This is a genomic window from Carboxylicivirga sp. M1479 (assembly GCF_007097485.1).
Taxonomy (GTDB): Bacteria; Bacteroidota; Bacteroidia; order Bacteroidales; family Marinilabiliaceae; genus Carboxylicivirga.
Map to the genome: position 1 here is coordinate 46,058 of NZ_VKDE01000017.1, position 23,556 is coordinate 69,613.

The window sequence follows — 23,556 nt, forward strand, 5'->3', positions numbered from 1 at the left end:
GAGTTTATTAAGTGATTGCTCCCTGCTTGTAAAAACATGTAGGCAGGGAGCTTTCTACCTTTTAAGAATTAAGTATGAAATATATAATTGTTTGTATAGCACTATTTTTTGTGAGTTTGGGATCCTTCTCGCAAGAGATAGAATCGATAGAGCTGGAGGTTGAAGATAATGAGTATTGGTGGGGTGGTTTGAGTTCTATTGGTCACCAAACACCATATGACAAGAATTCCAAGTTCTCAGTGAATTTATATGGTGATAACAGGGGCAATCAGGCTCAACCTCTGTTATTATCCAGTAAAGGCCGGTATGTATGGAGCGACAGTCCTATTGAATATAGCCTATCAAATGGAGTACTCTCTGTTTCGTCTAAATACGGAAAGATTGATTCAGGCAAGGCCGGCGATAACCTTAATTCAGCGTACAAATATGTATCTGATAAGTACTTTCCATCAAATGGCCAGATACCGGATGAATTATTGTTTACTCATCCACAATACAATACCTGGATCGAACTGATGTATGACCAAAATGAAGAGGACATACTTCAATATGCTCAAAGTATTATCGATAAAGGTTATCCTCCCGGAGTACTGATGATTGATGATAATTGGCAGGAAGATTATGGTACATGGAAGTTTTCGGCCAAAAGGTTCTCTGACCCAAAAGGAATGATAGAAAAGCTTCATAACATGGGTTTTAAAGTTATGATGTGGGTATGTCCCTTTGTTAGTGCTGATTCAGAAGTGTTTCGTAAATTGGCGGCTGATGGATTGTTATTGCTCGATGCAGAACGAACCCAGGAAATACTGTGGGCCAATACCAGAAATAAGGCTGCCGTAGTTCGTTGGTGGAATGGTGCAAGTGCCTGTTTGGATTTGAGTAACCCAAAGGCAAAGGATTGGCTTAAGGCTGAGTTAGATTACCTGGTGAATGAATATGGGGTGGATGGTTTTAAGTTTGATGCCGGTGATGCTCAATTCTACAAAGACGGATTGGTATCTTTTAATGAGTCTTTACCCAATGACCATACGCGTTATTTTGCAGAAATGGGATTACATTATTCATTGAACGAATATCGTGCATCGTGGAAAATGGCTGGTTTACCTTTAGCTCAGCGTTTAAGAGATAAGGGCCATGAATGGGAGGATCTTCAGAAATTAATTCCTGACCAAATGTCGCAAAGTGTGATGGGCTATGCCTACACTTGTCCCGATATGATTGGAGGAGGAGAGTATCAGTCTTTTTTGAATTCTGCTGTAATTGATGAAGAACTAATTGTTCGTTCGGCACAGGTTCATGCTCTTATGCCCATGATGCAATTTTCTGTTGCGCCTTGGCGTGTTTTATCCAGTGATAATGAACAGATCTGTCTTAAGATGGCTAATCTTCATAAGCAGTTTGGAGACCATATTCTGCAATTAGCTAAAAAAGCTTCCGAAACGGGAGAACCTATTGTTAAACCCATGGAACTGGCATTTCCAGGTAATGGATATGAAACTGTTAAAGATCAGTTTGTGCTAGGTAATACTATCATAGTAGCACCTGTGGTTGAGAAAGCAGCGAGATCCAGAGAAGTAGTTTTGCCTAAAGGAAAATGGATAGATGAAGAAGGGAAAAAGTTCAAGGGAGGTAAAACCATTCAAATCGAAGTGCCCCTTGAACGCTTACCATATTTTAAAATGATAAAATAAATATTGTCAGATACCTGAATAATATGAACTTAAATTATAAAAGTATATTAGTTTTATCAATATTACTTTGTTTTGTGTTGGGAGTAAGTTGTGTACAAACAAATTCAAAATCACAGGAAACCAAGCAACCATTGGTGAAATTAGCTCAAACACCTCCAATGGGGTGGAATAGTTTTGACAGTTATGGGGTTTATTTACACGAGGAAGCTGCTATGGCTAATCTTGAAGTTTTTGCCAGAAAGTTAAAGCCACATGGATATGAATATTTCGTTATTGATGCGGGGTGGTTTGGTGAGTTCAAACTACAGGAAGGAACTTTATACCCTGCAGAGAAGCATGCTGAAATATTAAATTTCAATGAGTTTGGTTTATTGCAGCCGTCAAAAACCTATTTTCCTAACGGATTACAGCCAATAATTGATCGATGCCATGAGTTAGGCCTTAAATTTGGCATTCACCTGATGAGAGGAATCCCCAGAGCAGCCGTAGAAGCTAATACTAAGGTAAAGGGCACTAAATATTTTGCCCAGGACATTGCGGATACTACTAGCATTTGTGAGTGGAATCATCAAAATTATGGTGTTGATATGTCAAAGCCCGGTGCGCAAGATTTCTACAATAGCTTGATAAATCAAATGGCAGATTGGGGCGTTGATTTTCTTAAGTATGATGACCTTGTACCTTTTCCAGAAGAGATAAAGGGAATTGCAAAAGCAATAGAGCAATGTGGAAAACCTATCGTTTATAGCTTGAGTCCTGGAAACCATGTTGACCCCAATCATCTTGTGGCGTTCAAAACGGCTCACATGTTGCGTGTTACACCTGATATTTGGGATGAACAGGTTGGAATAGATCAGTGTTTTTTAGCTTGGCGCAAATGGCAAGGAAAAGAAGAACCCGGATTCTGGATTGATATGGATATGATACCATTTGGGCAATTGCAATTGATGTCACCAAAACCAGAAGGAGTCAATGGAGATGAAACAAAAATAGAAGTTGCAAATAAAATAAAGTTAGGTGAATTAAGTAATATTGAACTATTAGCAGGAAAGGGATGGACTCGTCAAAGCGAATTTACCATAGATCAGATGTATACATTTATTACCCTAAGAGCCTTATCTGCATCGCCATTAATGATGGGAGGTGATTTGCCTACTTTGGATGACTTTTCATTGAAGCTCATTACTAATAAAGATATTTTAGAGTGTAATCAGAATGGTGTGATGGGCACCTTGGTTTATGATCATGACAGTGTTGAAATCTGGAAAACACGAAAGAGAGAGGGTGATAGTGGCTGGATTGGGATTTTTAATCGATCAACATCTTTAAAATCGCTTTCGCTATCATTGGATGAGTTGCAATTAGATATTACAAAGCAATACTTTATTTATGACATCTGGGGGGGCAAAGAGGTAAATTCATTTGATTATGATATTAATCCCAATGGAGTAGTTTTCTTAAAATATTCAACCAAAGAAAATGATTGATAAAAAGATACATTTATAACACATTTCTGTGCAACTTAATCCATATCTAAACAATTGGTTAGATATGGATTTTGTATTGTTATTCAATAGTTGAAATATCAGGCAAATCCAAGAAATAAAATATCATCATATGAATAATTCAATTATTTTCTTACTGTTTTTAAATTTTTTGGGATGCAATGTGGCACCTAAGCAAGAAGCAGCAAGACCCAACATCCTTTTTTGTATAATGGATGATGCTTCACCTCACATGAGTGCCTATGGGTGTAATTGGAGTAACACTCCTGCCTTTGACCGATTAGCTGAACATGGTATTCTTTTTACCAATGCGTATACACCTAACGCCAAATGTGCTCCATCCAGAGCTAATGTGCTTACCGGACGTAACTCATGGCAACTGGAAGAAGCTGCCAATCATGTGATTAATTTTCCGGCCAAGTTTAAGACTTTTCCCGAGGTTCTTCGTGAGAATGGTTATTTAACTGGTAAAACAGGTAAGGGTTGGGGGCCGGGTAACCCGGGTAAGTTGGATGGTAAAACAAGGTTATTAATTGGAGAATCGTATAACAGAATAAAAACCCAAGCATGGGCCAACAAGATGAGTAATGAAGATTACGCCTCAAATTTTGATGTGTTTTTAGATGATGTTCGGGAGGGCGAACCATGGTTTTTCTGGTTTGGAGCGCGAGAACCACATCGGGAATATGAGTATGGTTCTGGTAATCGTGTAGCAGGAAAAAATATTGCAGACATAGATTCTGTTCCAGCATTTTGGCCCGATAATGAAGTGGTCAGAAATGATATGCTCGATTATGCCCTTGAGATTGAATATGTCGATTCGCATTTGGATCGCATGATTAACAGTCTCGAAAAAAGAGGTTTGTTGGACAACACTATTATTGTTGTGACTTCCGATCATGGTATGCCTTTCCCACGTTGTAAGGCCCAAGAGTATGAGTATTCTAACCATGTGCCTTTGGCTATTATGTGGCCGAAAGGGATTAAGAATCCGGGAAGGATTGTAAATGATATGGTCAGTTTTATCGATTTTGCACCTACTTTTTTGGAGTTGGCAGGTGTTAAAAATAAAGAATCCGGTATGCGCAGCTCACCGGGAATAAGTTTATCCGATGTTTTCTATACCGAAAAAGAAGGACAGGTAAATCCAGATAGAGATGTTATTGTGATTGGTAAGGAACGTCATGATTACAGTCGTCCTAAAAACCAGGGATACCCAATCCGAGGCATTGTATCAAAGGATTATTTATACCTCTATAATTATGATATTTCGCTCTGGCCTGCCGGAAACCCAGAAATAGGATACCTTGATATTGATGGTTCACCCACCAAAAGTGAAATATTGCGGTTGTTCCGTTCGGGAGAGGAAGATAATTACTGGGAGTGGTCGATGGGTAAACGACAGGAAAATGAAGAGTTATATCAAATCACCAAGGATAAAGAATGCATGTTTAACCTAGCATCAGATTCAGCTTTTATCGCCATTATGGACAGTTTAAAAGCCAGAATGGAAAAGATTCTGAGGGAGCAAGAAGACCCACGTATGTTTGGTAAAGGTGATGTTTTTAATACCTATGGATACTCCAACGATCAGGGCTGGAATTACTACGAGCGTTTTATGGAGGGAGAGTTCACCATCGAAAATACAGGCTGGGTAAACCCGGGAGATTGTGAGCTAAAGCCTTTGTAATACTAGCAATCAATTCTTTTAATCAGGGCTTCTGCATTTTAAGAGGAGACTTTGTTGCATTACTATTGCTTAAATAAACTCATCATTGAAAAAAATTAGATAAAACAGGATTCTTATGAGAGTATTCAGTTCTTTGGTTTTAGGATTGTTTTTTATATATCAATCTGCAAATAGTCAAATTATACAGCCATCTAACAGGCCAAATAAAACTCAGAAATTATTAATTGAACGTGGCTACGGAATGTTTATTCATTTTGGCGTTAATACGTTTGCTAATAAAGAATGGTCTGATGGTACTTTACCTGCTACCATTTACAACCCGGTAAATTTGGATTGCGACCAATGGGTTCGAGTAGCGCGTGATGCAGGTTTCCGTTATGTGTTGTTGGTGACAAAGCATCATGATGGCTTTTGTTTGTGGGACAGTAAATATACCGAATATGATGTGGCATCATCCCCGGTTAAAACAGATGTGGTGGCAGAAGTGGCCAAAGCCTGTCAAAAGTATGATCTTGAACTTGGGATTTATTACTCACTTTGGGACCGAAATCATCCTGCTTACACAGATAAGAATCCAAATGTTTATGTTGATTATATGATTAATCAATTAACTGAATTACTGATGAATTATGGAGCTATTTGCGAATTGTGGTTTGATGGTGGATGGGATCGTGAAGTTGCTGACTGGGATTTGGATCGGGTTTACAAGTTTGTTAAGGGTATACAGCCCCACTGTGCGGTTGGAGTAAATCACACCATTGAACTGGAGCCATGTTCACGAGAATTTGCACTGCCCGATTCAATGATAGTCGATAACAAATACACCTTTCAATATTTTCCTGGAGATTTTCGTTTATGGGATCCCAAAATAGCACACAAGCTGGATGAAAAGCAGTACATCCATAAAGGCGAATCTTATTATTTACCGTTTGAAAACACAATTTGTTTAAGTAAAAGATGGAATTGGTTTCAAAAGGATGACTTCAGACCTGTTAGGGAACTGGATGAACTAGAAGAATTGTTTTATTGGTGTACCGATAATGGTAACACCCTTGTTATGAATGTTCCGCCTGATAATACAGGACGTATAAGAGAGCATGAGGTCAATGCAATTATTGCTTTAGGACTGCGGCTAAATATAGAAAAAGGAAAACCATTACCTCGTAATGGTAAATTTATTTCTCTTAAAGCAACAGTATCTGCATCATCTATTATAAATGATGATGAGGTCATGTTTGGAGCTCAATTAGCTGTTGATGGAGGTATGCAAACGAGATGGGCTGCTTCTGATACATTATCGATATTGGAAATTAATCTTGATCCGAAGAAGCCGTTTAATAAAATTTCAATATTTGAATTTCAGGATAGTAAAGACGGAGGGGATGGCTTCTCGAATTATCGAATAAACAGGATTCAGTCTTACTCTATTGAAATTTTTAAGAATAAAGAATGGCAAACTATATACATGGATGATAAGTCAATGGGAGATTGCAAGGTGATTCGATTTCCCTATTCCTATCAAACATCAAAACTTCGGTTTCGAGTTCTGAAGGCAACTGCTCCTCCTTCCATTTATGAGATTAACGTGATTCAATCGGATACTAAAGGTTACTTTTGATTTGTCATAATTGTTTCAGATAGGGAGCGTTCATGGTGTATTTCGCATTGAATTGATTTATTGAAATTTGGATGTTCGTAAAATTAAAAGAAAGTCGCTTCTCCAACCCTTACTCCAAGCCTCAAATTGATATGGTAGATCTGTTTTAAATCTGCCAATATATTTTGTTCTCACACTACGTGGATTGCACAATTAAGCTTCAATATTGGGAGTGTAATTTTGTTTAAAGTCTATTTTAATAGGATTGCTACAAGGAGTTTAGGCAATAATAGTTTTGTTATTCATGGAGGCAGAACATAAAATGTATGATTTACCCTCTTTGTTTTCATTAAGTATTAAAGACTGATTTAATTTCATATCTTACCAAGGCAGTTTCTCGAATATTTGTCTTAAATACCACATATGAACAGAACCAGGAAAAACCAATCGGAAAATCGACTATTGCACTTTACTTCTTTGTGTTGTAGTCTCCTATTAATCAGCGTTAAAATCTTCAATAATTAGCGACCAATCAAGCATTGCACGCACGTGCAATACGATCTTAAAACTAAAAAATAAATTCTAATATTACGCACTTAAAACAATAGATCTGCGCATTTTTTAATAAATCTGAGTCAGTTTCTGGATATGACATTCTATTACAGTCTCAGTTGAACGTTCGTTTCGTTGAATCACCTTAATCGCTCGTAATATTAACATTGGTTCCTACGACATATTGTATTATGGAAATTGTTAATCTACCGTATCAATAAGCAATCAACATGTTATTGATTGAACCAGCAATGTAGTCAACGAATTTAAATTTAATGGATATGTATAAATATTCTAATTAGCTATGATTCAAAGTGTAATTACCAAACAATGACCGCTTAGTAAACTATTGATGGCATTCAACAAGCGCGCAATAGTGAGAATGATTTCCATTTTTGCGCGCTGTAAACTATTATTTTACGCATTTTTAATACAAATCCTTAATCTTCTCCATATTTTTTTGAATCAAAGCTTCTGTTGTTCTGGCATAACGCTGAGTCATTTTTGTGCTGGAATGGCCTAAGGTTTTTGATACAACTTCCAAAGGCATATTATTTTCCAAAGCAACTGTTGTAGCAAAAGTATGCCTGGCCGTATGGGTTGATATGGGTTTATCAATACCGCATATTATTCCAATTTCTTTCAAATAGGCGTTCATTTTTTGATTGCTGAGAACGGGGAGAACTGCACCTTTTTCAATAAGTTCTGGTTCGTATTCATACTTGGCCATTAGCTTTTTAGCAGCCTTTATAACAAAGATGGTACTCATCTGGTCGGTTTTGGTGCGTTTTTTATGAATCCAGGTAATTCCGTTTCCATCCGTTGTAATATGTTCACGTTTTAGTGACTTGGCATCGGAGAAAGCCAATCCGGTAAAACAACAAAAGACAAAAACATCACGAACCTGCCGTAAGCGTTCTATGCTTATTTCTTTATTAATTAGGGTATTCAACTCATCTTTAGTGAGATATACTGCATCAACAGGTTTTAGTTTGAATTTAATGGTCGCAAAAGGGTCTTTCTTTATCAAACCATTGGCCAGTGTAATGCGTACTATCTTTTTAAAGTTCTTCAGGTATTTGATAGCGGTATTATGGGCACATTTACGTTCTGTTTTTAAGTAAAGCTCATAATTACGAACAAACTGGTGATTTAAGTCTTCCAAAGCCATGTCTTCTCGTTGATACTGCCAACGAATAAAGTCTTTTGTGTGCATGTAAGAAGTCTCGTAACGCTGAATAGTGTCTGGTGCGAAATCAATACCAATTAGTTTCCTGGCATTGTCATTATGTTCTTGGAAAACTTTCAGTATAGTTAGCCTCGTTTCTTTTTTACCAACTAATTTTTCCTGAATAATTCGAGCAGTGACGGTTTGATTATCCAAGATCATAAAATCAATATAGGATAATATTTTTCGTTGATATTGATCGATGAATTCATTGAGTTCTAAAATTTCCGGGCTTCGGCCTTTAGCTCTGTCCTTTTTGTCATTCCAATTATTAGGATTGACATGTTTTTTTAGTGAGAACTCTGTTCTTTCCTTATTAATAGTGATTCTAACAAAGATTGTTGCATCTCCACTTTTGGTAAGTTTTGTTCTTTTAATGAAGAACAGGATTTTGACATTTTCAAGTCCACTCATAATGATAAATTTTAGTGTTAAAATTATTTCTATGAGTCCATTTTCGAACGATTCAAAACCGAGTAATAGAGCGCAATGTAGCGTGATTAACAACTGCTAATCGAGGATTTTTTCAGAGGAAATTAAGTCCTCGATAAGTCCGCTCAAAAACTGCGTTTTTTTGCATCTTTTTGCAAAATATTGCGCATTAAAAAACCCTGTAAGTGTTGACTTACAGGGTTTTTCTTAAAATTGCTTTCGCTATCAGCGGAGAGAGAGGGATTCGAACCCTCGGTACCTGAAATGTACCATTTTAGAGATTAAATATTTGGGTTTTTATCAAACTTAGAGAACCTGTCATAATATGTTATTTATTTGATATTAGTGAGTTGATAATCAGGCTGTGAAAGCTATTTTAACGTCACGGAGGATATTAGCTTGATTTCATAATGGAATTTGCCATAGTCGTTTCATAAGTGTCCGTATTTAATTTGTTTCGAAGCGTATTCATATCTTCGCCAATCTTATTTTCAAGTACCTTAGCATAAATTTGGGTAGTAGATATTTTATTGTGACCAAGAACCTTGCTTACCGTTTCTATTGGAACACCATTACTTAATGTAACAGTTGTTGCAAAGGTGTGTCTCGCCATATGAAAGGTGAGGTTTTTATTAATTTCACAAATGTCAGCAAGTTCTTTCAAATAAGCATTAAGTTTCTGATTCGATGGAACAGGGAATAATTTATTTTTTAATTCTGAAATTGGATGGTGTTTATATTTTTGTAGTAATTCAGTCGCTAGTGGTAATAATGGAATTTGAAGTAAAGAGTCCGTTTTTTTACGCGAACTATGAATCCATTGGTTACCATCTATTCCAATAATTATGTTGTTAGTTGTTAAAGCTTTGATGTCACTGTAAGCTAGGCCAGTATAACAAGAGAAAAGAAAAAGATCCTTAACTATTTGTAAGCGCTCAAAAGAAAAATTTTTAGTTTCAATTTTAAAAAGTTCATCTTTAGATAAAAAGGTACGTTTACTCTTTTTATAGCATATTTTATAAAATTTAAACGGATCATTTTCAATCCATTCAAGCTTAATAGCAAGATTTATTAGCGTTCTTAAGCGGGCCAAGTGCTTCATTATACTGTTATGAGCCAATTTTCTAATGGCTTGTTCTGGAGGTTGATATTTCCTCAAGAATGCTTCAAAATCAGTTATAAACCGATAATCTATTTTCTTTAAATAAATATCATTTGATTTGTTAAGTTCAAATAAGAATGCAACTAAATATTTTTTAGTCGTTTTGTAATGTTTTAAAGTACCGATTTCCAATGTGTTTTTTTGCGTATCGTAATGATATGCAATAAGGGAAAGAAGAGAATGTTGTTTATCGTCAGTTCCCATGAACTTTCGTTGTATCATTGCAGGTAGTATAAAGTCTTCTTCTAGTCTAATCTCTTGATAAATACACATTAGTTTAGTCTTTATCTGTTCAAGCATGAAATTATTTGTCTTTGCTTTAATGGAAGAGCCTTTGAAGTGCCCTTTTTTAGGATCCCACTCTGATTTTAAGGTTTTTAAGTTACTTGTAAAATCAGATCGTAGACCATTAGCAGTAATCCGAATGTAGATTGTTCCCGATGTTTTACTTTTTCTTTTTGAACGATAAAAGAAAAGAATTGCAAATGTTTGTTGGTTGATCATGATAAGTAATTTTTAAAATTAATACCAGGTCTCTACGAAGAAAGACCACTAATCTTGACCAAAAGACACTTAATAGTACCAGATAATAATATTTGCTCAATCACCCTCAAGCCTTTTTAGAATAACGGTTTGAAGTCTATCCGGTGTAACACAAGTTAAATAAAAATAGGTTACACCGAATTTTACACCAGAGAATTGGTTTTATATGTAGCCATTTGTTAATCGTTAAAAACAAAAAGGCCTGTAAATCAAGTGATTCACAAGCCTTTGTTATTGTTTGTTACGTTAAAACGTGATCCCGGCAGGACTCGAACCTGCAACCTCTGCGGCCGTAACGCAGTGCTCTATCCAATTAAGCTACGGAACCATTTAGGTTGATTTGTGAACCATTGTTCTCAAATGCGGTGCAAAGAAAAGCTATTTACTTGTAATTACCAAACCCAAATGAGCCAATTAATACAATAAATTAGGTGGTTTGAGCTATATGAACGTGTAAGTTTTTGGTTATTAATTGATAGATAATAAAAAAAGGATTACAACTTTTTTGTTTGTAGTAAACATCAAGTGTAATCCTTCTATTTTGTTAGTGTAAACTCGATTTAAGTAAGTCTACTTTTAATCATCTTACCAAATACTGGCCCTGTTTTCGGGTGCTATAAATAATGCTGCGTTGGCATCAAGATTAAAAGCATCGTAAAACTGTTGTAAATTGGGTAGTGGACCATTTACACGATTAACACCCAAGGAGTGCACATCAACTTTAGTTAAGCGTAAAATCTCTTTATCACGGATGTTTTGTGCCCAAACACGCGAATAGCCTAAAAAGAAGCGTTGTTCATCGGTAAAACCATCAATGTCGGCTACCTCGCCTTTATCTTTAATAGAATTCTGGTAAGCTTGGTACGAGATGGCTAAACCTCCAAGATCGGCAATGTTTTCGCCTAATGATAATTCTCCATCGGCATAGGTACCTTCAAGTACTTCGATTTCATTAAACTGATCTACTAGCAATTTTGTACGTGCATTAAATAGCTCAGAGTCCTCATCAGTCCACCATGTTTGAAGATTACCATCTTTTCCGTATAATCGACCTTTATCGTCAAATCCATGGGTCATTTCGTGACCAATTACTACTCCAATAGCGCCATAATTAACTGCATCATCACCATCTAAGTAAAAGAATGGAGGTTGTAAAATAGCAGCAGGAAATACAATTTCGTTACCCACAGGACTGTAGTATGCATTTACTGTTTGCGGAGACATATGCCACTCTTCTTTATCAACTGCTTGCCCAATTTTTGACATGTCGTGTGCGAAGTCAAATTGATTACTAACTAATACATTTTTAAGGTAAGAGTCAGCATAAATATTTAACTCAGAATAATCACGCCATTTACTAGGATATCCGATTTTAACACGTATGGCAGCTAACTTTTCATGAGCAGCTTTTTTTGTTTCATCACTCATCCATTCTAATTGATCAATACGCTGACCAAAAGCAATGCGCAAGTTTTCAACCAAAGCATCCATGCGTTGTTTTGCAACAGGAGGGAAGTATTTTGCAACAAAAAGTTGGCCAACGGCTTCACCTAAAGCACTATTTGTAGAGCCTAGCACTGTTTTCCAACGAGGTTCCATCGCTTTTTTACCCGACAGTGCTTCTCCATAAAAAGCAAAATTAGCTTTCACAAAATCATCACTTAAGTACGATGCTGTTTTACGGATAATTACCGATGATAAAAAGGTTTTCCAAGTATCAATACTTTCTGTTTGGTAAAGCTCGGCAACGGCTTTAATAAATTTAGGCTGGCTCACATTGATATCACCAGGTTGAGATACGTTAATTCCATTTAAATAATCATTCCATGGAAATTCAGGTGCCATTTTATTCAAACCATCAACACTTACTTTATTATAAGTAGCATGAGGATCACGATTTTCAAGACGTGTGTTTGATACTTCTGCTAATTGTGTTTCAAATGCTAACACAGTAGTCGCCAATTGCGCAGCTTCATCCTCCGGATAAGAGCATAAGGCAAAAAGCTTGGTTAAATATTCGGTATAAGCCAAACGAAGCTTTACAGATGTTTCGTCATCTTCCAAATAGTAATCACGATCAGGCATACCCAAACCACTCTGATAAATGCCTGCAATGGTCATTTCGCTATTCTTTTGATCAGCTGAAGAATAGAAATAAAATAATGGTGTTAACTGTTGCGATTGCAGTTCAGCAATCATGTTTACCACATCGTCTTTTGTTGAAATTGAGCTAACCTTTTTGAGCATAGCTTTAATGGGTGTATAACCCGCGTTATTAATGGATAAAGTATCCATTCCAGCTAAATAGAAGTCGCCAATTTTCTGAGACAAACTTCCTGCTTCCCCTTTGTTATTAGCAGCATTCTCAACAATTGTTTTAACCTTTTCTTTGCTTTCTTCGGCTAACTGATCAAAGCTACCGTACCTACTTTTCTCATCAGGAAGAGGATTTTTCTTCATCCATCCGCCATTGGCATATTGATAAAAGTCTTCTCCTGGATCAACACTTAGATCCATGTCGTTTGATGAGAAAACAGGCTTAATTAATTCATTTTGTGTTTGATTGGATTGACAGGCAGCTAGGGTTAACCCTGCTGCACAAACCAACATCAGATACTTGTTTTGCATAGATGTTTGTTTAATTTTTTTTGATGGTTGAAGTTCTAATTCTAAATGCCAAATAAAGTTAAAAGGCATTGCTTTACCAAAGATATTGGTATGATAGATGTTAGATGTTGGCGGAATTGATATTTGTCATGTCGCTGTCTAAAAACATTCTTTTCCAATATTTTACAATTTAACAAAGCTATTTAAATGAGAATTTAATGCTCTTTCCAGAATAAAAGATAAACAAATCTTAATTACGCTTGTTTGTAAAATGGATTTTGTAATGTAGAGATTGCAATTTGCCAAAAACATTTTGCTTCTAAAGATTGTTAAAAGAGCAGTATTTAGATTCGATATAAATAATAAAAAGGTCAATTTACCTTTGTTTAAAGAGAAAAAATAAATTTAAGCATATGTCAACATTTGAAATTTTAATGCCAAAAATGGGCGAAAGTGTCGAGGAAGCTACCATAACAAAATGGTTTATTTCTGAAGGTGATACCGTTCAAGAGGATGATGTTTTATTAGAGATTGCAACAGATAAAGTTGACTCAGAAATACCATCGCCGGTTGCAGGCACAATTAAAGAAATTAAATACCAGGTAGATGATGTGGTAGCAGTGGGTTTACCCGTTGCCGTTATTCTTTTAGAAGGAGCCGAAGATACCGAAGAAGCAAGCACATCGGCACCTGAAGAAAAGGGGGCTGCTGCAAAAGCAGAGTTACCGGTTGTTGAATCTGTGGCCGGATCAGATTCAATAAATAAAAATTCCGATCGCTTTTATTCTCCCTTAGTTCGAAGTATTGCCAAACAAGAGGGTATTTCTATTAGCGAATTAGAACAAGTTGCAGGATCAGGTAAAGATGGACGTGTTACCAAAAACGATATACAACAATATTTAGAAAATAGAGGAGAAGCAGTTGTTGAAAAGCCAGTTGAAAAAGTGGCTGTTAAAAGCACTCCGGTGGCTCCTGCACCTAAAGAACATAAAGTAAATGTATCAGTATCGGCTAACGACGAAATTGTTGAGATGGGACGTATGCGTAAGCTAATTGCTGATCATATGGTTATGTCTAAGCAGGTATCGCCGCATGTTACAAGTGTTGTAGAAGCTGATGTGACTAACATAGTATTATGGCGTAATAAGGTTAAAGATGCTTATCAAAATAAATATGGGCAAAAAATAACCTACATGCCTGTATTTACCGAAGCCATTGCAAAAGCTCTTCGTGATTTTCCAGGTGTGAATGCTTCGGTAGATGGTGATCGTATAATTCTACGTAAAGATGTGAATGTTGGTATGGCTGTAGCTTTGCCATCGGGTGATTTAATTGTACCCGTTATTAAACATGCCGACCAGAAGAACCTTGTTGGTTTAACAGGTGATATTAACCGTTTGGCTAATCTGGCGCGCGAGAATAAATTATCTCCAGATGATATTCAGGGAGGAACCTTTACGGTAACCAACTTCGGATCGTTCAAAAATATTATTGGAACGCCAATCATCAACCAACCACAAGTGGCCATTTTAGCAACTGGTTCAATAGAGAAAAAGCCAGCTGTTATTGAAACGCCTACTGGGGATGTAATTGGAATTCGTCATAAAATGTTCCTATCCTTATCATACGATCATCGTGTAGTAGATGGAGCTCTAGGAGGTGGTTTCCTACGTCGTATTGCCGACTATTTGGAGGATTTTGATATTAACAGAGATATATAAAACTATACAGATAAAGGAGCATGCGTGTTGTGCTCCTTGTTATTGACTTTTTAATTAATTCAATATGAGTGATATTCCAAAGATACATTCCATTAAAAAAACAGATAAAGAAACCCTATTAAAATGGTATCGTATTCTGTTTTTAGGACGAACACTTGACGAAAAAGCACCTAATTATTTAAAGCAAGCCATTGGTTGGTCTTATCATGCACCAGCGGCTGGTCATGATGGTATTCAATTGGCCATTGGTCAGGTGTTTGATCGTAGTAAAGATCATTTATTCCCTTATTATCGCGATTTAGTTACCAATGTTTCAGCTGGATTAACGGCTGAAGAGATTATTTATAACGGTATATCTAAAGATGCCGATGTAGCGGGTGGCGGTAGACACATGTCAAACCACTTTGCTAAACCAGAGTGGAACATACACAATGTGTCGTCGTGTACAGGTAACCATACTTTGCATGCTGTTGGTGTAGGACGTGCTATTAAAACCTACGAGTCTAAAGGTGTAGCATTTAGTTCGCAAGGCGAATCTTCGGTTTCTGAAGGTTATGTTTACGAAGCCGTTAATGGAGCTTCTAAAGAGCAGCTACCTGTAGTATTTGTTTTTCAGGATAATGGATATGGTATTTCTGTTCCTAAAAAAGATCAGACAGCTAACCGTAAAGTGGCAAAGAACTTTGAGGGATTTAAGAATTTACGCGTCATGTACTGTAATGGTAAGGATGTGTTTGATTCGATGAATACCATGATGGAAGCTTCGAAATGGGCCGAAGAGAACCAAAAGCCTGTTATTGTGCAGGCCAACTGTGTGCGTATTCATTCACATAGTAATTCCGATCGCCATGATTTATATCGCGATGATAACGAGTTAGGCTATGTTAAGGAGTACGATCCTTTGGCAAAGTTTCAGCGTTTATTAATCAGGTATAATCGTGCTACAGAGGAAGAATTAAAAGCCATAGAAGAAGATGTGGCAGCAGAGGTAAAGATTGCACACCGTAAGGGTATGGCTGCACCACATCCAACACCAGAGTCTATACATGACTTTGTTTTACCTGAACCATACACATCAACAAAATATCCCGATGGAACCCATCAGTTCGATGGAGAACCACAAAAGTTGATTCAGGGACTAAATGAAACGTTAAAGGCAGAGTTTCGCCATAACCCGGATACATACATTTGGGGTCAAGATATTGCCAATAAAGACAAGGGTGGTATTTTTAATGTGTCGAAAGGCATGCAGCAGGAGTTTGGTAAGAAGCGTGTGTTTAACGCACCTATTGCTGAGGACTTTATTATGGGTACCGCCAATGGTATGGTACGCTATAATAAAGACATCCGCGTGGTGGTCGAAGGCGCTGAGTTTGCCGATTATTTTTGGCCTGCCATGGAGCAATTTGTTGAAACAACGCATGAATACTGGCGTACAAAAGGGCAATTCTCTCCAAATATTACCGTACGCTTAGCTTCTGGTGGATATATTGGAGGTGGCTTGTATCATTCTCAAAATATTGAAGGAGCCCTGTCTACATTCCCTGGTGTTCGTATTGTGTACCCGTCTTATGCCGATGATGCTGCTGGTTTACTACGTACTTGTATGCGATCAGAAGGTATGACTGTGTTTATGGAGCCAAAGGCATTGTACAATGCACCAAAGGCGGCAACGCCAATACCTGACGATTTTGAAGTGCCATTTGGAAAAGCACGTGTTCGTCGCCCAGGTAAAGATTTAACAATCTTCACTTATGGAAATACAACGCATATGTGTGTTGAAGTGGCCAATGAGTTAGCCAAAGAAGGTGTAGGCGATATTGAGGTAATTGATTTACGCTCCCTAATTCCTTTGGATACAGAAGCTGTTATTGAATCAGTAAAGAAAACATCTAAAGCGCTGGTTGTTCATGAAGATAAGGTGTTTGGTGGTTTTGGTGGTGAGATTGCCGCCCAGATTACGGCAGATGCTTTTGAGTTTTTAGATGCACCAGTTAAACGTGTTGGTTCAACCTTTACACCTGTTGGCTTTAATCGTACTCTTGAGGCGGCTGTATTGCCAAATAATGATCGTATTAAAGAGGCAGCTAAAGAATTACTGGCCTATTAATTTAATTAAATTTTAAACGGATGAAATGACCATATAAATTTGATTATCCAAACTGACACACTGGAGGAGGATTAAATTTACTTGAGAGATCCATCTGACAAATGAAAATAATTTTAAACAGATGAAAAAAACAGGAATATTCTATAGTTTCAGATCTGTAAAAACGGCTCAGCAGGTTAAGAAAATAACTAAGATATTAGGCGATGCTGTTGAAGCAGTTGATGCCGATACAGTATCTGGTGAAGAGTTTATGAGTTTTACTAATTATATACTAGCCGTTCCTACTTGGTTCGATGGTGAACTACCTAATTATTGGGATGAGTTTTTACCCTCTATTGAAGATGAGAATTTTAAAGGTAAGAATTTTGCAATTTTCGGAGGAGGCGATCAAAAAGGGTATCCTGAGAATTTTGTTGATGGAATTGGCCTGATGGCTAACTTTCTGGAAGAAAAAGGAGGGAAACTTGTTGGGTTCACATCAACTGAAGGATACGAGTTTGAGGGCAGTGTTGCTCAGCGTGGCGATCAGTTTGTTGGTTTAGCATTGGATATTGAAAACCAGGCTGCTTTATCAAATGAACGTATAGAAAAGTGGACAGAAGTGCTAAAAAAAGAGTTTAAGTAAACATTTTATTGCTCAATAAAAGGGGATGGTCAGTCAATGGTCATCCCCTTTGTCTATTATACATGCGCTACCAGTACTTCCTACATTTAGTTAGATAAATCGATTATTGTTTAAAACAATATCATTATTTGATTTTTTGTACATTAGCAATTGTAACTCAAATCAACTCAACAATGAAGAAACTAGCATTGCATTGGAAAATTATTATTGGATTATTTTTAGGAATTTTTTGGGCAGTATTATCTGGCTTTTTTGGTTGGAGTGAGTTTACAACTAATTGGTTGGCACCTTGGGGGCGTATTTTCATCAATTTGCTAAAATTGATTGCAATTCCATTAGTGCTATTCTCCATAATTGGTGGAATTGTTGGCTTGGGCGATCCAAAGCAGTTAGGGCGTATGGGATTAAGAACGCTATTGTTATACTTGTTAACTACAATTGTAGCTGTATCAATTGGGCTACTCATTGTAAATATTGCCAAGCCTGGTAAGTGGATGGATGATGAGGTACGTACCGAAAATCGTATCGCGTATGAATTATGGGCACAGCAAGAAGGTCAGGAAGTGCATGATGATATGAATTTATTGGATGATCCTGCCAATGAAGCCTTAATTTCGAAAGTGGCGCAGCGTAGAGGATACGACGAGGATGAAAGTGTTCAATCACGCCTTAAATTAGCTGCTAATCAAAAGGAGAGTGGTCCTCTTACTTTTATCGAAGATATGGTGCCGGATAATGTTTTTATGGCCATGTCTGACAATGGGAGTATGCTTAAAATTATATTCTTCGCTTTGTTTTTTGGTATTGCTTTGCTTTTTGTACCTGCCAAACACTCCAAACCTGTAATCGATGTGGTCAACGGCCTTAGTGAGGTGTTCTTAAAAATGGTTGAGCTGATTATGGAAGGAGCACCATTTTTTGTATTTGCATTATTGGCAGGCTTGGTGTCTGAAATGGCGGGCGATAATCCTGCAAAGGTTTTTGAGTTATTTAAGGGTTTAACATGGTATTCATTAGCGGTTCTTTTAGGCTTGTTATTAATGGCCTTTGTTGTCTACCCAACCATAATGAAGTTTTTTGTGAAGCGACTGACATACAAAGGATTTTTAAAAGGTATAAGTCCGGCTCAAATGTTAGCTTTTTCCACCAGTTCAAGTGCCGCTACCTTACCAATTACTTTAGAGTGTGTTGAAGAAAACCTTAAAGTTGACCCAAAAGTGTCAAGTTTTGTATTACCAATCGGTGCTACTGTTAATATGGATGGAACAAGTTTGTATCAAGCAGTTGCTGTTATATTTTTGGCCCAAATGCACATGATAGATTTGAATTTTGGTCAGCAGTTGACCATCATCTTAACGGCAACCTTGGCTAGTATTGGTTCTGCCGCTATACCAAGTGCTGGATTGGTAATGCTTATGATCGTATTAAGTTCAGTTGGCCTCAACCCCGCATGGATAGGTATTATTTTACCAGTTGATCGCATATTAGACATGGTGCGAACGGTTGTGAATGTTACTGGAGATGCCTCCGTCGCAACAGTTATAGGAGAAGTTTCAAAAAAGAAGTCAGCCTAAGGTTGATTTGTCGTAATTTGAATCTGCCGCACTTTTGAATCTTTATCGTTTGTAAAAGTGTTGGTCTGCTCTGTATTATTTTCTTGTACTTTTGTGTTCTTTTTTTTACTTATGTTTTCAGTATGCTGTTTCGATTGTGAATAATTTAAAGAGTCGTTTTGATTTAACTTTACTTGTTCACCATTTGACAGAATAAGCACAGCTTGACGCTTACCAGGTTTTATACATTTATTCTTCTTTTTGCTTTCATCAACTTGAGCACTCATACTAAGAGTACTCATTATTAGTAAAATCAGAATTTTTGTAAAAACTGACATTCGAAAACTACTTTGCGTTCCTTTAAATTGCATTATCTTAAATTGCTTCATCATTCACGTTAAATGTGAATGAAGTATTAACATCCTAAAGACACTTGATTAAGTAATGTAGGTGACATTGCTTTGGTTATAGAATGTTAAAGATTAATGCTATTTGTAAAACGGATAATCGTACCTTTGATTATGAGCTGATTGCGTCTCCCTTGTTTTGCTTGTACTTTCTGTACTTTTTCAAATAAATCCATAAACCTGAAAGAAGTAGTAGGATAGTTGATAATCCAACCAATGGCACAATTAGAATATAAAAAGGGCCAAGAAGATCTTGAAATATCCTACCAGTATGAATCTCTAATGCTAAATTCCATAACGATAAGGGACTTGCTAATATAATTTCCTTAGGCATGTCAGGGAATTGACTTTTCGCCTGTAAGAATTGTACACCCGTATTATAATCAAAATACACCTCTTGAGTTGTGCTTGTATGATATCCACTCGCCATGTGTGTGCCAATTGGTCGAGCCATTCCCTGAGTAGCTCGATGCTGTTTACCAGTAAGGTAATTTAGGCATGTTGAGGAAAAAGGATTCCAAAGGTATAAGCCACTAAACGAGCCCACTAGGTAGGAATCGCTCTCTTTTTGCTCAAAAACGTTAATGCCCATTACTGAAACAGGTGGCTGATTAGGAACCTTAACAATGTCTTTAAAATCTGTTGTTAAAGCATACATTCCTTTATTGGTGGATACTAAATATACTTGATAGGTGCTATTGAAACGTATGGCCCTTAACTGATCATACCAGGCATTGTCAGAATCCAATAAGGTATATGGAATATTTTTGACTTGACTATTAGCAATTGTTATCAGTAATGGAGGCCGAAGAAACATGCCGGTAAAGGTGGTAAAGATGAGCAATACCAAAGCATAATAACCTATTTTGTTATGCCACCTAACCGAAAATTGAAAAGATTGCTTCTTACGAGTGCTTTTCTTTTTCTTCCTACTGGCTTTTTTAATTAATCCCGGAGCATAAAACCAAATTAAGCCTGTGATGGATAAGAATATGAATAACAGGCCAATGATATCCACGAGGATTTTTCCTGTAAAGCCTAATATTTCGCCGCTATGTAATACCCAAATGGTCTTAAATAAACTGCTGGTACCTTGGTATGAAGCTGGGGTAGGGAGGAATGAAAATTCAACATCGTTGGTACTTAAATTCATTCGACCTATTTCTGATCGTGTTAGAATAATCAGCTGATTATCTATCTCAATTAAATCGGTAATGCGTTGATGATTGATATTTAGTTGTATGGCTTGCCATTGATGTCCATCGTATTCGTATAAGCCAAATAATGTGCCTGCAAATAGGCGTTGCTGGTTTGTTAACAGGAGTTTGGAAATTTTTCGATTGTCTATTCCTTTTGGGAAACCTTGGTTATAGTCATGCCAAGTGTTATTGGCCTTAGAATATTGCCAACACCCTACATTACCATAAAACAGAGTGTGTGTGCTGTCTATAACTACACTTCCTTTTAAAGCAGCGCTATTCCAGTTGTTATACTGATAACTTGAAGATAGTAGTTGTCGAGGAACATCAATTGAACTGATTACCTGTCGATGGTTTAACAGGATGCCTGATATAGAAAAAATAAGAAGAAAAAAGCATAAGATGATGCCAGTCCATTTGTGATATTTTCGCCAAAATTTCATGATTGCGAAAATAGAAACTATTAAGTAATTATTTGCCTATTTATAAACAAACAGAAGCCATCATCTGGTATAAATGATGGCTTCTGTTTGTTTAATTATTGATGTTTAATATTCACAATAAATCCAATTATCTAATTTTGGAAAAAGTACACTCATTAATTCGCCTGTTAATTCAGATGGATGATGTGCATCCATTCTCAAGAATTGATCGGCAGGGAATAAGTCTGGGCGCACAAATTGTAGCTCTTGCCACGATCGATGTCCAAGAATTATCAATGGCAAAAGATCTTCTGGTATGCTCATATGGTAATCCGTATGCTTAGCTTCTTCATCAACAACATTTAATTTACCATTTATTAAAGCAAGGTGGACTTGTGATTGGTAAAAATCCAATGTAATTGTTGCATTTAAGCCAGCAAATTCACTGTATTTTATTCGCTGATCAAAAACTGGCTTTAATTTGTTGATTAACGATTTGATGTCGATAATTTTTATTTGCCATCCATAGCTAGGCCTTGTTGTAGCTCCATGTAGCATTGCCTTTTTTACCAAGGAATGACTATTGGGCAAGTTAAGCCTGATGTAGGGCTTTTTTAAATGAACAGCTTCCTGATTTAAAAATGCCAATAGCTCGTTTAATTGATCGGATGAGCAATTATCACTGGCTTCACTCACAATTAGGCCTTGTCCAAAACCAGCTTCTAGAATTCGTACATAGTATTTGTCTGTTTCATCTTCCAGAATGTAAATTTTAGTGGCGTAATCGGTTGTTTGTCCCTTATCTAAGATATAGTGCCAATGATCTTTTGTGCGAACAGCACTAATTGCATGTTTACGATGATAATATTTATCTTCCTCAAGTAGGAAGTCAATATCGTTTTCGTTCGCTGATCGGATCTTACTGTTACAATTGCTTGGTAAGGATGTTAAGGGCAATTCAGTATGATGCTCCATTGGCAGGGCGTAATAATAACCCAAGCGATGATATATACCTGGTATGCCCTGAATAACCGCAAGGTCGTAGCTATTCTCTAATAAGTCATCGTTAAAAAGTTGATGATTGTGTTTAAATAAGCCTTTCCCACGATGTGTTTCTTCTGTACCAGCAATGCCAAGTTCAGCTACCTTTAGTTCAATGCCATTAAACAGCCATGTCCAGGGGATTTTTACAAAACCCGAAACGATTTCATCATCTATATTAGTCTTAGATATGTACCAATTGTTATAGTTTAAATTTGGGAAATACCTTGTTAGCGTATTTGCCAATTGGCCTACTTTTTCAGGAGCAAATATTTTATCGAATAAGAAACTAAGTTGTTTTAGATCCTCTTTGTTTTGTGCTTTTGTTTGTATGTAATTACTCATTTTTAATAACGTTTTTTTATGTTATAACGCTTCATATTACGCACCAATTTTGACAAATCTTTGCCTTTGCGCTTTTTGTCTTGGGTTGACGCAGCATAATGTTCTGCCTCACTGCGCAGTTTAATGTAGCTATTGTATAAGGCCTCATCTAATTGATCATTTTCAAGCGCTTCAAGTACTGCACATTCAGGTTCATCCATGTGTGTGCAATCTGTGTAGCGGCATTGTTTAGCCAGCTCACTTATATCTGTAAATGTTAAAGTAAGTGAATCTATATCATCCAATGCTAAGCCAAATTCGCGTACACCCGCTGTATCAATAATAATGCTGCCATTGGGCATGGTAAAAAGCTCACGATTAGTTGTTGTGTGTTTGCCTTTTCCAACAGCATCGCTAATGTCATTTGTCTTTTGCCGCTCTTCGCCCAGCAAAGCGTTTAGCAAAGTACTTTTGCCTGCACCCGATGAACCTAATAAAATATAGGTTTGCTGCGTTTGAAGCATATCGTTCAATGTTGTTAAGCCAATGTTTTTCAAAGCACTAATAGCGACTGTTGTAACATCAGGTAGATTGGATTTTATCTGTTCCACCTGATCACTTGCATCCTCACGAGTATCAACCTTGTTTAAAAGGATGATTGGTTCTATGTCGGCATCTTTCAAGGCTGTTACCACACGTTCTAACCTACGTGGATTAAAATCTTGGTCAAGACCTTGTATAAGAAATGCCTTGTCAATATTACTCGCTAATAGTTGCTTATTGCTTTTACGACCAACTTCTTTTCTACTGAGTTCGCTGTATCTTGGCAATACCTCTGTTATAATGCATTGCGAATCGAAGGGCATTATTTTTACCCAATCCCCAGTTTTAGGTAGATCATCTTCGTTGGAGGCATATAATAATTGCCCCGTAAGTTCTCCTTTTACAGCACCGCTGCTCGTTATAAGGTCATAATTGGTTTTGTTGACGCTCTTAATTCGACCAACTTCGTGTTCGTTATGTTCGTTTGCTTGTTGGGTGCAGTAATGATCCCAACCGTATAGTTGTAGTAAATTATTCATTGTACAAGATGTTACAAACCATCCATATAGATGATTATTTTAGAATGTAATTTAGAAAAATAGAT

Annotated in this window: 15 protein-coding genes and 1 tRNA gene; 8 read left to right on the top strand and 8 right to left on the bottom strand. The window is 36.9% G+C overall.

What is annotated here, in order from left to right:
- The first annotated feature begins 74 nt into the window (after positions 1–74).
- The 4 genes from FNN09_RS11740 to FNN09_RS11755 all read left to right on the top strand — a co-directional run bounded on the left by FNN09_RS11740 (position 75) and on the right by FNN09_RS11755 (position 6,504).
- Complete coding sequence (locus FNN09_RS11740) at positions 75–1,691, top strand: glycoside hydrolase family 31 protein (RefSeq protein WP_143302554.1); 1,617 nt, start codon at positions 75–77, stop codon at positions 1,689–1,691.
- Between the two features lie 23 nt (positions 1,692–1,714).
- Entirely contained in the window at positions 1,715–3,178 is a 1,464-nt protein-coding gene (locus FNN09_RS11745; protein ID WP_143302555.1) for a glycoside hydrolase family 27 protein, read from the top strand.
- Between the two features lie 130 nt (positions 3,179–3,308).
- Complete coding sequence (locus tag FNN09_RS11750) at positions 3,309–4,886, top strand: sulfatase (protein ID WP_143302556.1); 1,578 nt, start codon at positions 3,309–3,311, stop codon at positions 4,884–4,886.
- Between the two features lie 115 nt (positions 4,887–5,001).
- Positions 5,002–6,504 (top strand): alpha-L-fucosidase, encoded by a 1,503-nt coding sequence (locus FNN09_RS11755; RefSeq protein ID WP_143302557.1) that lies wholly within the window; start codon positions 5,002–5,004, stop codon positions 6,502–6,504.
- A 958-nt stretch (positions 6,505–7,462) separates the two neighbouring features.
- On the opposite strand, the gene FNN09_RS11760 is transcribed toward FNN09_RS11755, so the two are convergent.
- The 4 genes from FNN09_RS11760 to FNN09_RS11775 all read right to left on the bottom strand — a co-directional run bounded on the left by FNN09_RS11760 (position 7,463) and on the right by FNN09_RS11775 (position 13,028).
- Positions 7,463–8,677 (bottom strand): site-specific integrase, encoded by a 1,215-nt coding sequence (locus FNN09_RS11760; RefSeq protein WP_143302558.1) that lies wholly within the window; start codon positions 8,675–8,677, stop codon positions 7,463–7,465.
- Positions 8,678–9,089: 412 nt separating this feature from the next.
- Positions 9,090–10,361: a site-specific integrase gene (locus FNN09_RS11765; protein ID WP_143302559.1), complete on the bottom strand. Its 1,272-nt coding sequence runs from the start codon at positions 10,359–10,361 to the stop codon at positions 9,090–9,092.
- Between the two features lie 293 nt (positions 10,362–10,654).
- A tRNA-Arg gene (locus tag FNN09_RS11770) sits at positions 10,655–10,728 on the bottom strand.
- Positions 10,729–10,985: 257 nt separating this feature from the next.
- Entirely contained in the window at positions 10,986–13,028 is a 2,043-nt protein-coding gene (locus FNN09_RS11775; RefSeq protein WP_255434097.1) for a M13 family metallopeptidase, read from the bottom strand.
- Positions 13,029–13,420: 392 nt separating this feature from the next.
- Between FNN09_RS11775 and FNN09_RS11780 the strand changes: the two genes are divergently transcribed.
- The 4 genes from FNN09_RS11780 to FNN09_RS11795 all read left to right on the top strand — a co-directional run bounded on the left by FNN09_RS11780 (position 13,421) and on the right by FNN09_RS11795 (position 19,037).
- On the top strand, positions 13,421–14,728 hold the full coding sequence (locus FNN09_RS11780; protein ID WP_143302560.1) for a dihydrolipoamide acetyltransferase family protein: 1,308 nt from the start codon (positions 13,421–13,423) through the stop codon (positions 14,726–14,728).
- A 64-nt stretch (positions 14,729–14,792) separates the two neighbouring features.
- On the top strand, positions 14,793–16,838 hold the full coding sequence (locus FNN09_RS11785) for a thiamine pyrophosphate-dependent enzyme (protein ID WP_143302561.1): 2,046 nt from the start codon (positions 14,793–14,795) through the stop codon (positions 16,836–16,838).
- 121 nt (positions 16,839–16,959) lie between these two features.
- Entirely contained in the window at positions 16,960–17,463 is a 504-nt protein-coding gene (locus FNN09_RS11790; RefSeq protein ID WP_143302562.1) for a flavodoxin, read from the top strand.
- A gap of 173 nt (positions 17,464–17,636) precedes the next feature.
- Positions 17,637–19,037 carry a dicarboxylate/amino acid:cation symporter gene (locus FNN09_RS11795; protein ID WP_143302563.1) on the top strand — a complete coding sequence of 467 codons (1,401 nt, stop codon included), beginning with the start codon at positions 17,637–17,639 and terminating at the stop codon, positions 19,035–19,037.
- On the opposite strand, the gene FNN09_RS11800 is transcribed toward FNN09_RS11795, so the two are convergent.
- From FNN09_RS11800 to rsgA, 4 genes are all read right to left on the bottom strand, one after another.
- Positions 19,034–19,408 carry a hypothetical protein gene (locus tag FNN09_RS11800; protein WP_143302564.1) on the bottom strand — a complete coding sequence of 125 codons (375 nt, stop codon included), beginning with the start codon at positions 19,406–19,408 and terminating at the stop codon, positions 19,034–19,036. The two genes, FNN09_RS11795 and FNN09_RS11800, sit on opposite strands and share 4 nt — an antisense overlap.
- 127 nt (positions 19,409–19,535) lie before the next feature.
- Positions 19,536–21,065, bottom strand: coding sequence for a PepSY domain-containing protein (locus FNN09_RS11805; protein ID WP_143302565.1), 1,530 nt, complete (start codon positions 21,063–21,065; stop codon positions 19,536–19,538).
- Positions 21,066–21,170: 105 nt separating this feature from the next.
- Positions 21,171–22,430, bottom strand: a complete 1,260-nt coding sequence (locus FNN09_RS11810; protein ID WP_143302566.1) for a GNAT family N-acetyltransferase — start codon at positions 22,428–22,430, stop codon at positions 21,171–21,173.
- Positions 22,431–22,432: 2 nt separating this feature from the next.
- Positions 22,433–23,491, bottom strand: coding sequence for a ribosome small subunit-dependent GTPase A (gene rsgA, locus FNN09_RS11815; RefSeq protein ID WP_143302567.1), 1,059 nt, complete (start codon positions 23,489–23,491; stop codon positions 22,433–22,435).
- Positions 23,492–23,556 lie beyond the last annotated feature (65 nt).

Excerpts from the sequence above, each read along its gene's own strand:
- FNN09_RS11795 (WP_143302563.1), top strand. The coding sequence starts at position 17,637 with ATGAAGAAACTAGCATTGCATTGGAAAATTATTATTGGATTATTTTTA.
- FNN09_RS11785 (WP_143302561.1), top strand. The coding sequence starts at position 14,793 with ATGAGTGATATTCCAAAGATACATTCCATTAAAAAAACAGATAAAGAA.
- FNN09_RS11780 (WP_143302560.1), top strand. The coding sequence starts at position 13,421 with ATGTCAACATTTGAAATTTTAATGCCAAAAATGGGCGAAAGTGTCGAG.
- FNN09_RS11810 (WP_143302566.1), bottom strand. The coding sequence starts at position 22,430 with ATGAGTAATTACATACAAACAAAAGCACAAAACAAAGAGGATCTAAAA.
- FNN09_RS11805 (WP_143302565.1), bottom strand. The coding sequence starts at position 21,065 with ATGAAATTTTGGCGAAAATATCACAAATGGACTGGCATCATCTTATGC.
- FNN09_RS11755 (WP_143302557.1), top strand. The coding sequence starts at position 5,002 with ATGAGAGTATTCAGTTCTTTGGTTTTAGGATTGTTTTTTATATATCAA.
- FNN09_RS11790 (WP_143302562.1), top strand. The coding sequence starts at position 16,960 with ATGAAAAAAACAGGAATATTCTATAGTTTCAGATCTGTAAAAACGGCT.
- FNN09_RS11765 (WP_143302559.1), bottom strand. The coding sequence starts at position 10,361 with ATGATCAACCAACAAACATTTGCAATTCTTTTCTTTTATCGTTCAAAA.
- FNN09_RS11775 (WP_255434097.1), bottom strand. The coding sequence starts at position 13,028 with ATGCAAAACAAGTATCTGATGTTGGTTTGTGCAGCAGGGTTAACCCTA.
- FNN09_RS11740 (WP_143302554.1), top strand. The coding sequence starts at position 75 with ATGAAATATATAATTGTTTGTATAGCACTATTTTTTGTGAGTTTGGGA.
- FNN09_RS11760 (WP_143302558.1), bottom strand. The coding sequence starts at position 8,677 with ATGAGTGGACTTGAAAATGTCAAAATCCTGTTCTTCATTAAAAGAACA.
- FNN09_RS11745 (WP_143302555.1), top strand. The coding sequence starts at position 1,715 with ATGAACTTAAATTATAAAAGTATATTAGTTTTATCAATATTACTTTGT.
- FNN09_RS11800 (WP_143302564.1), bottom strand. The coding sequence starts at position 19,408 with ATGATGAAGCAATTTAAGATAATGCAATTTAAAGGAACGCAAAGTAGT.
- FNN09_RS11750 (WP_143302556.1), top strand. The coding sequence starts at position 3,309 with ATGAATAATTCAATTATTTTCTTACTGTTTTTAAATTTTTTGGGATGC.
- rsgA (WP_143302567.1), bottom strand. The coding sequence starts at position 23,491 with ATGAATAATTTACTACAACTATACGGTTGGGATCATTACTGCACCCAA.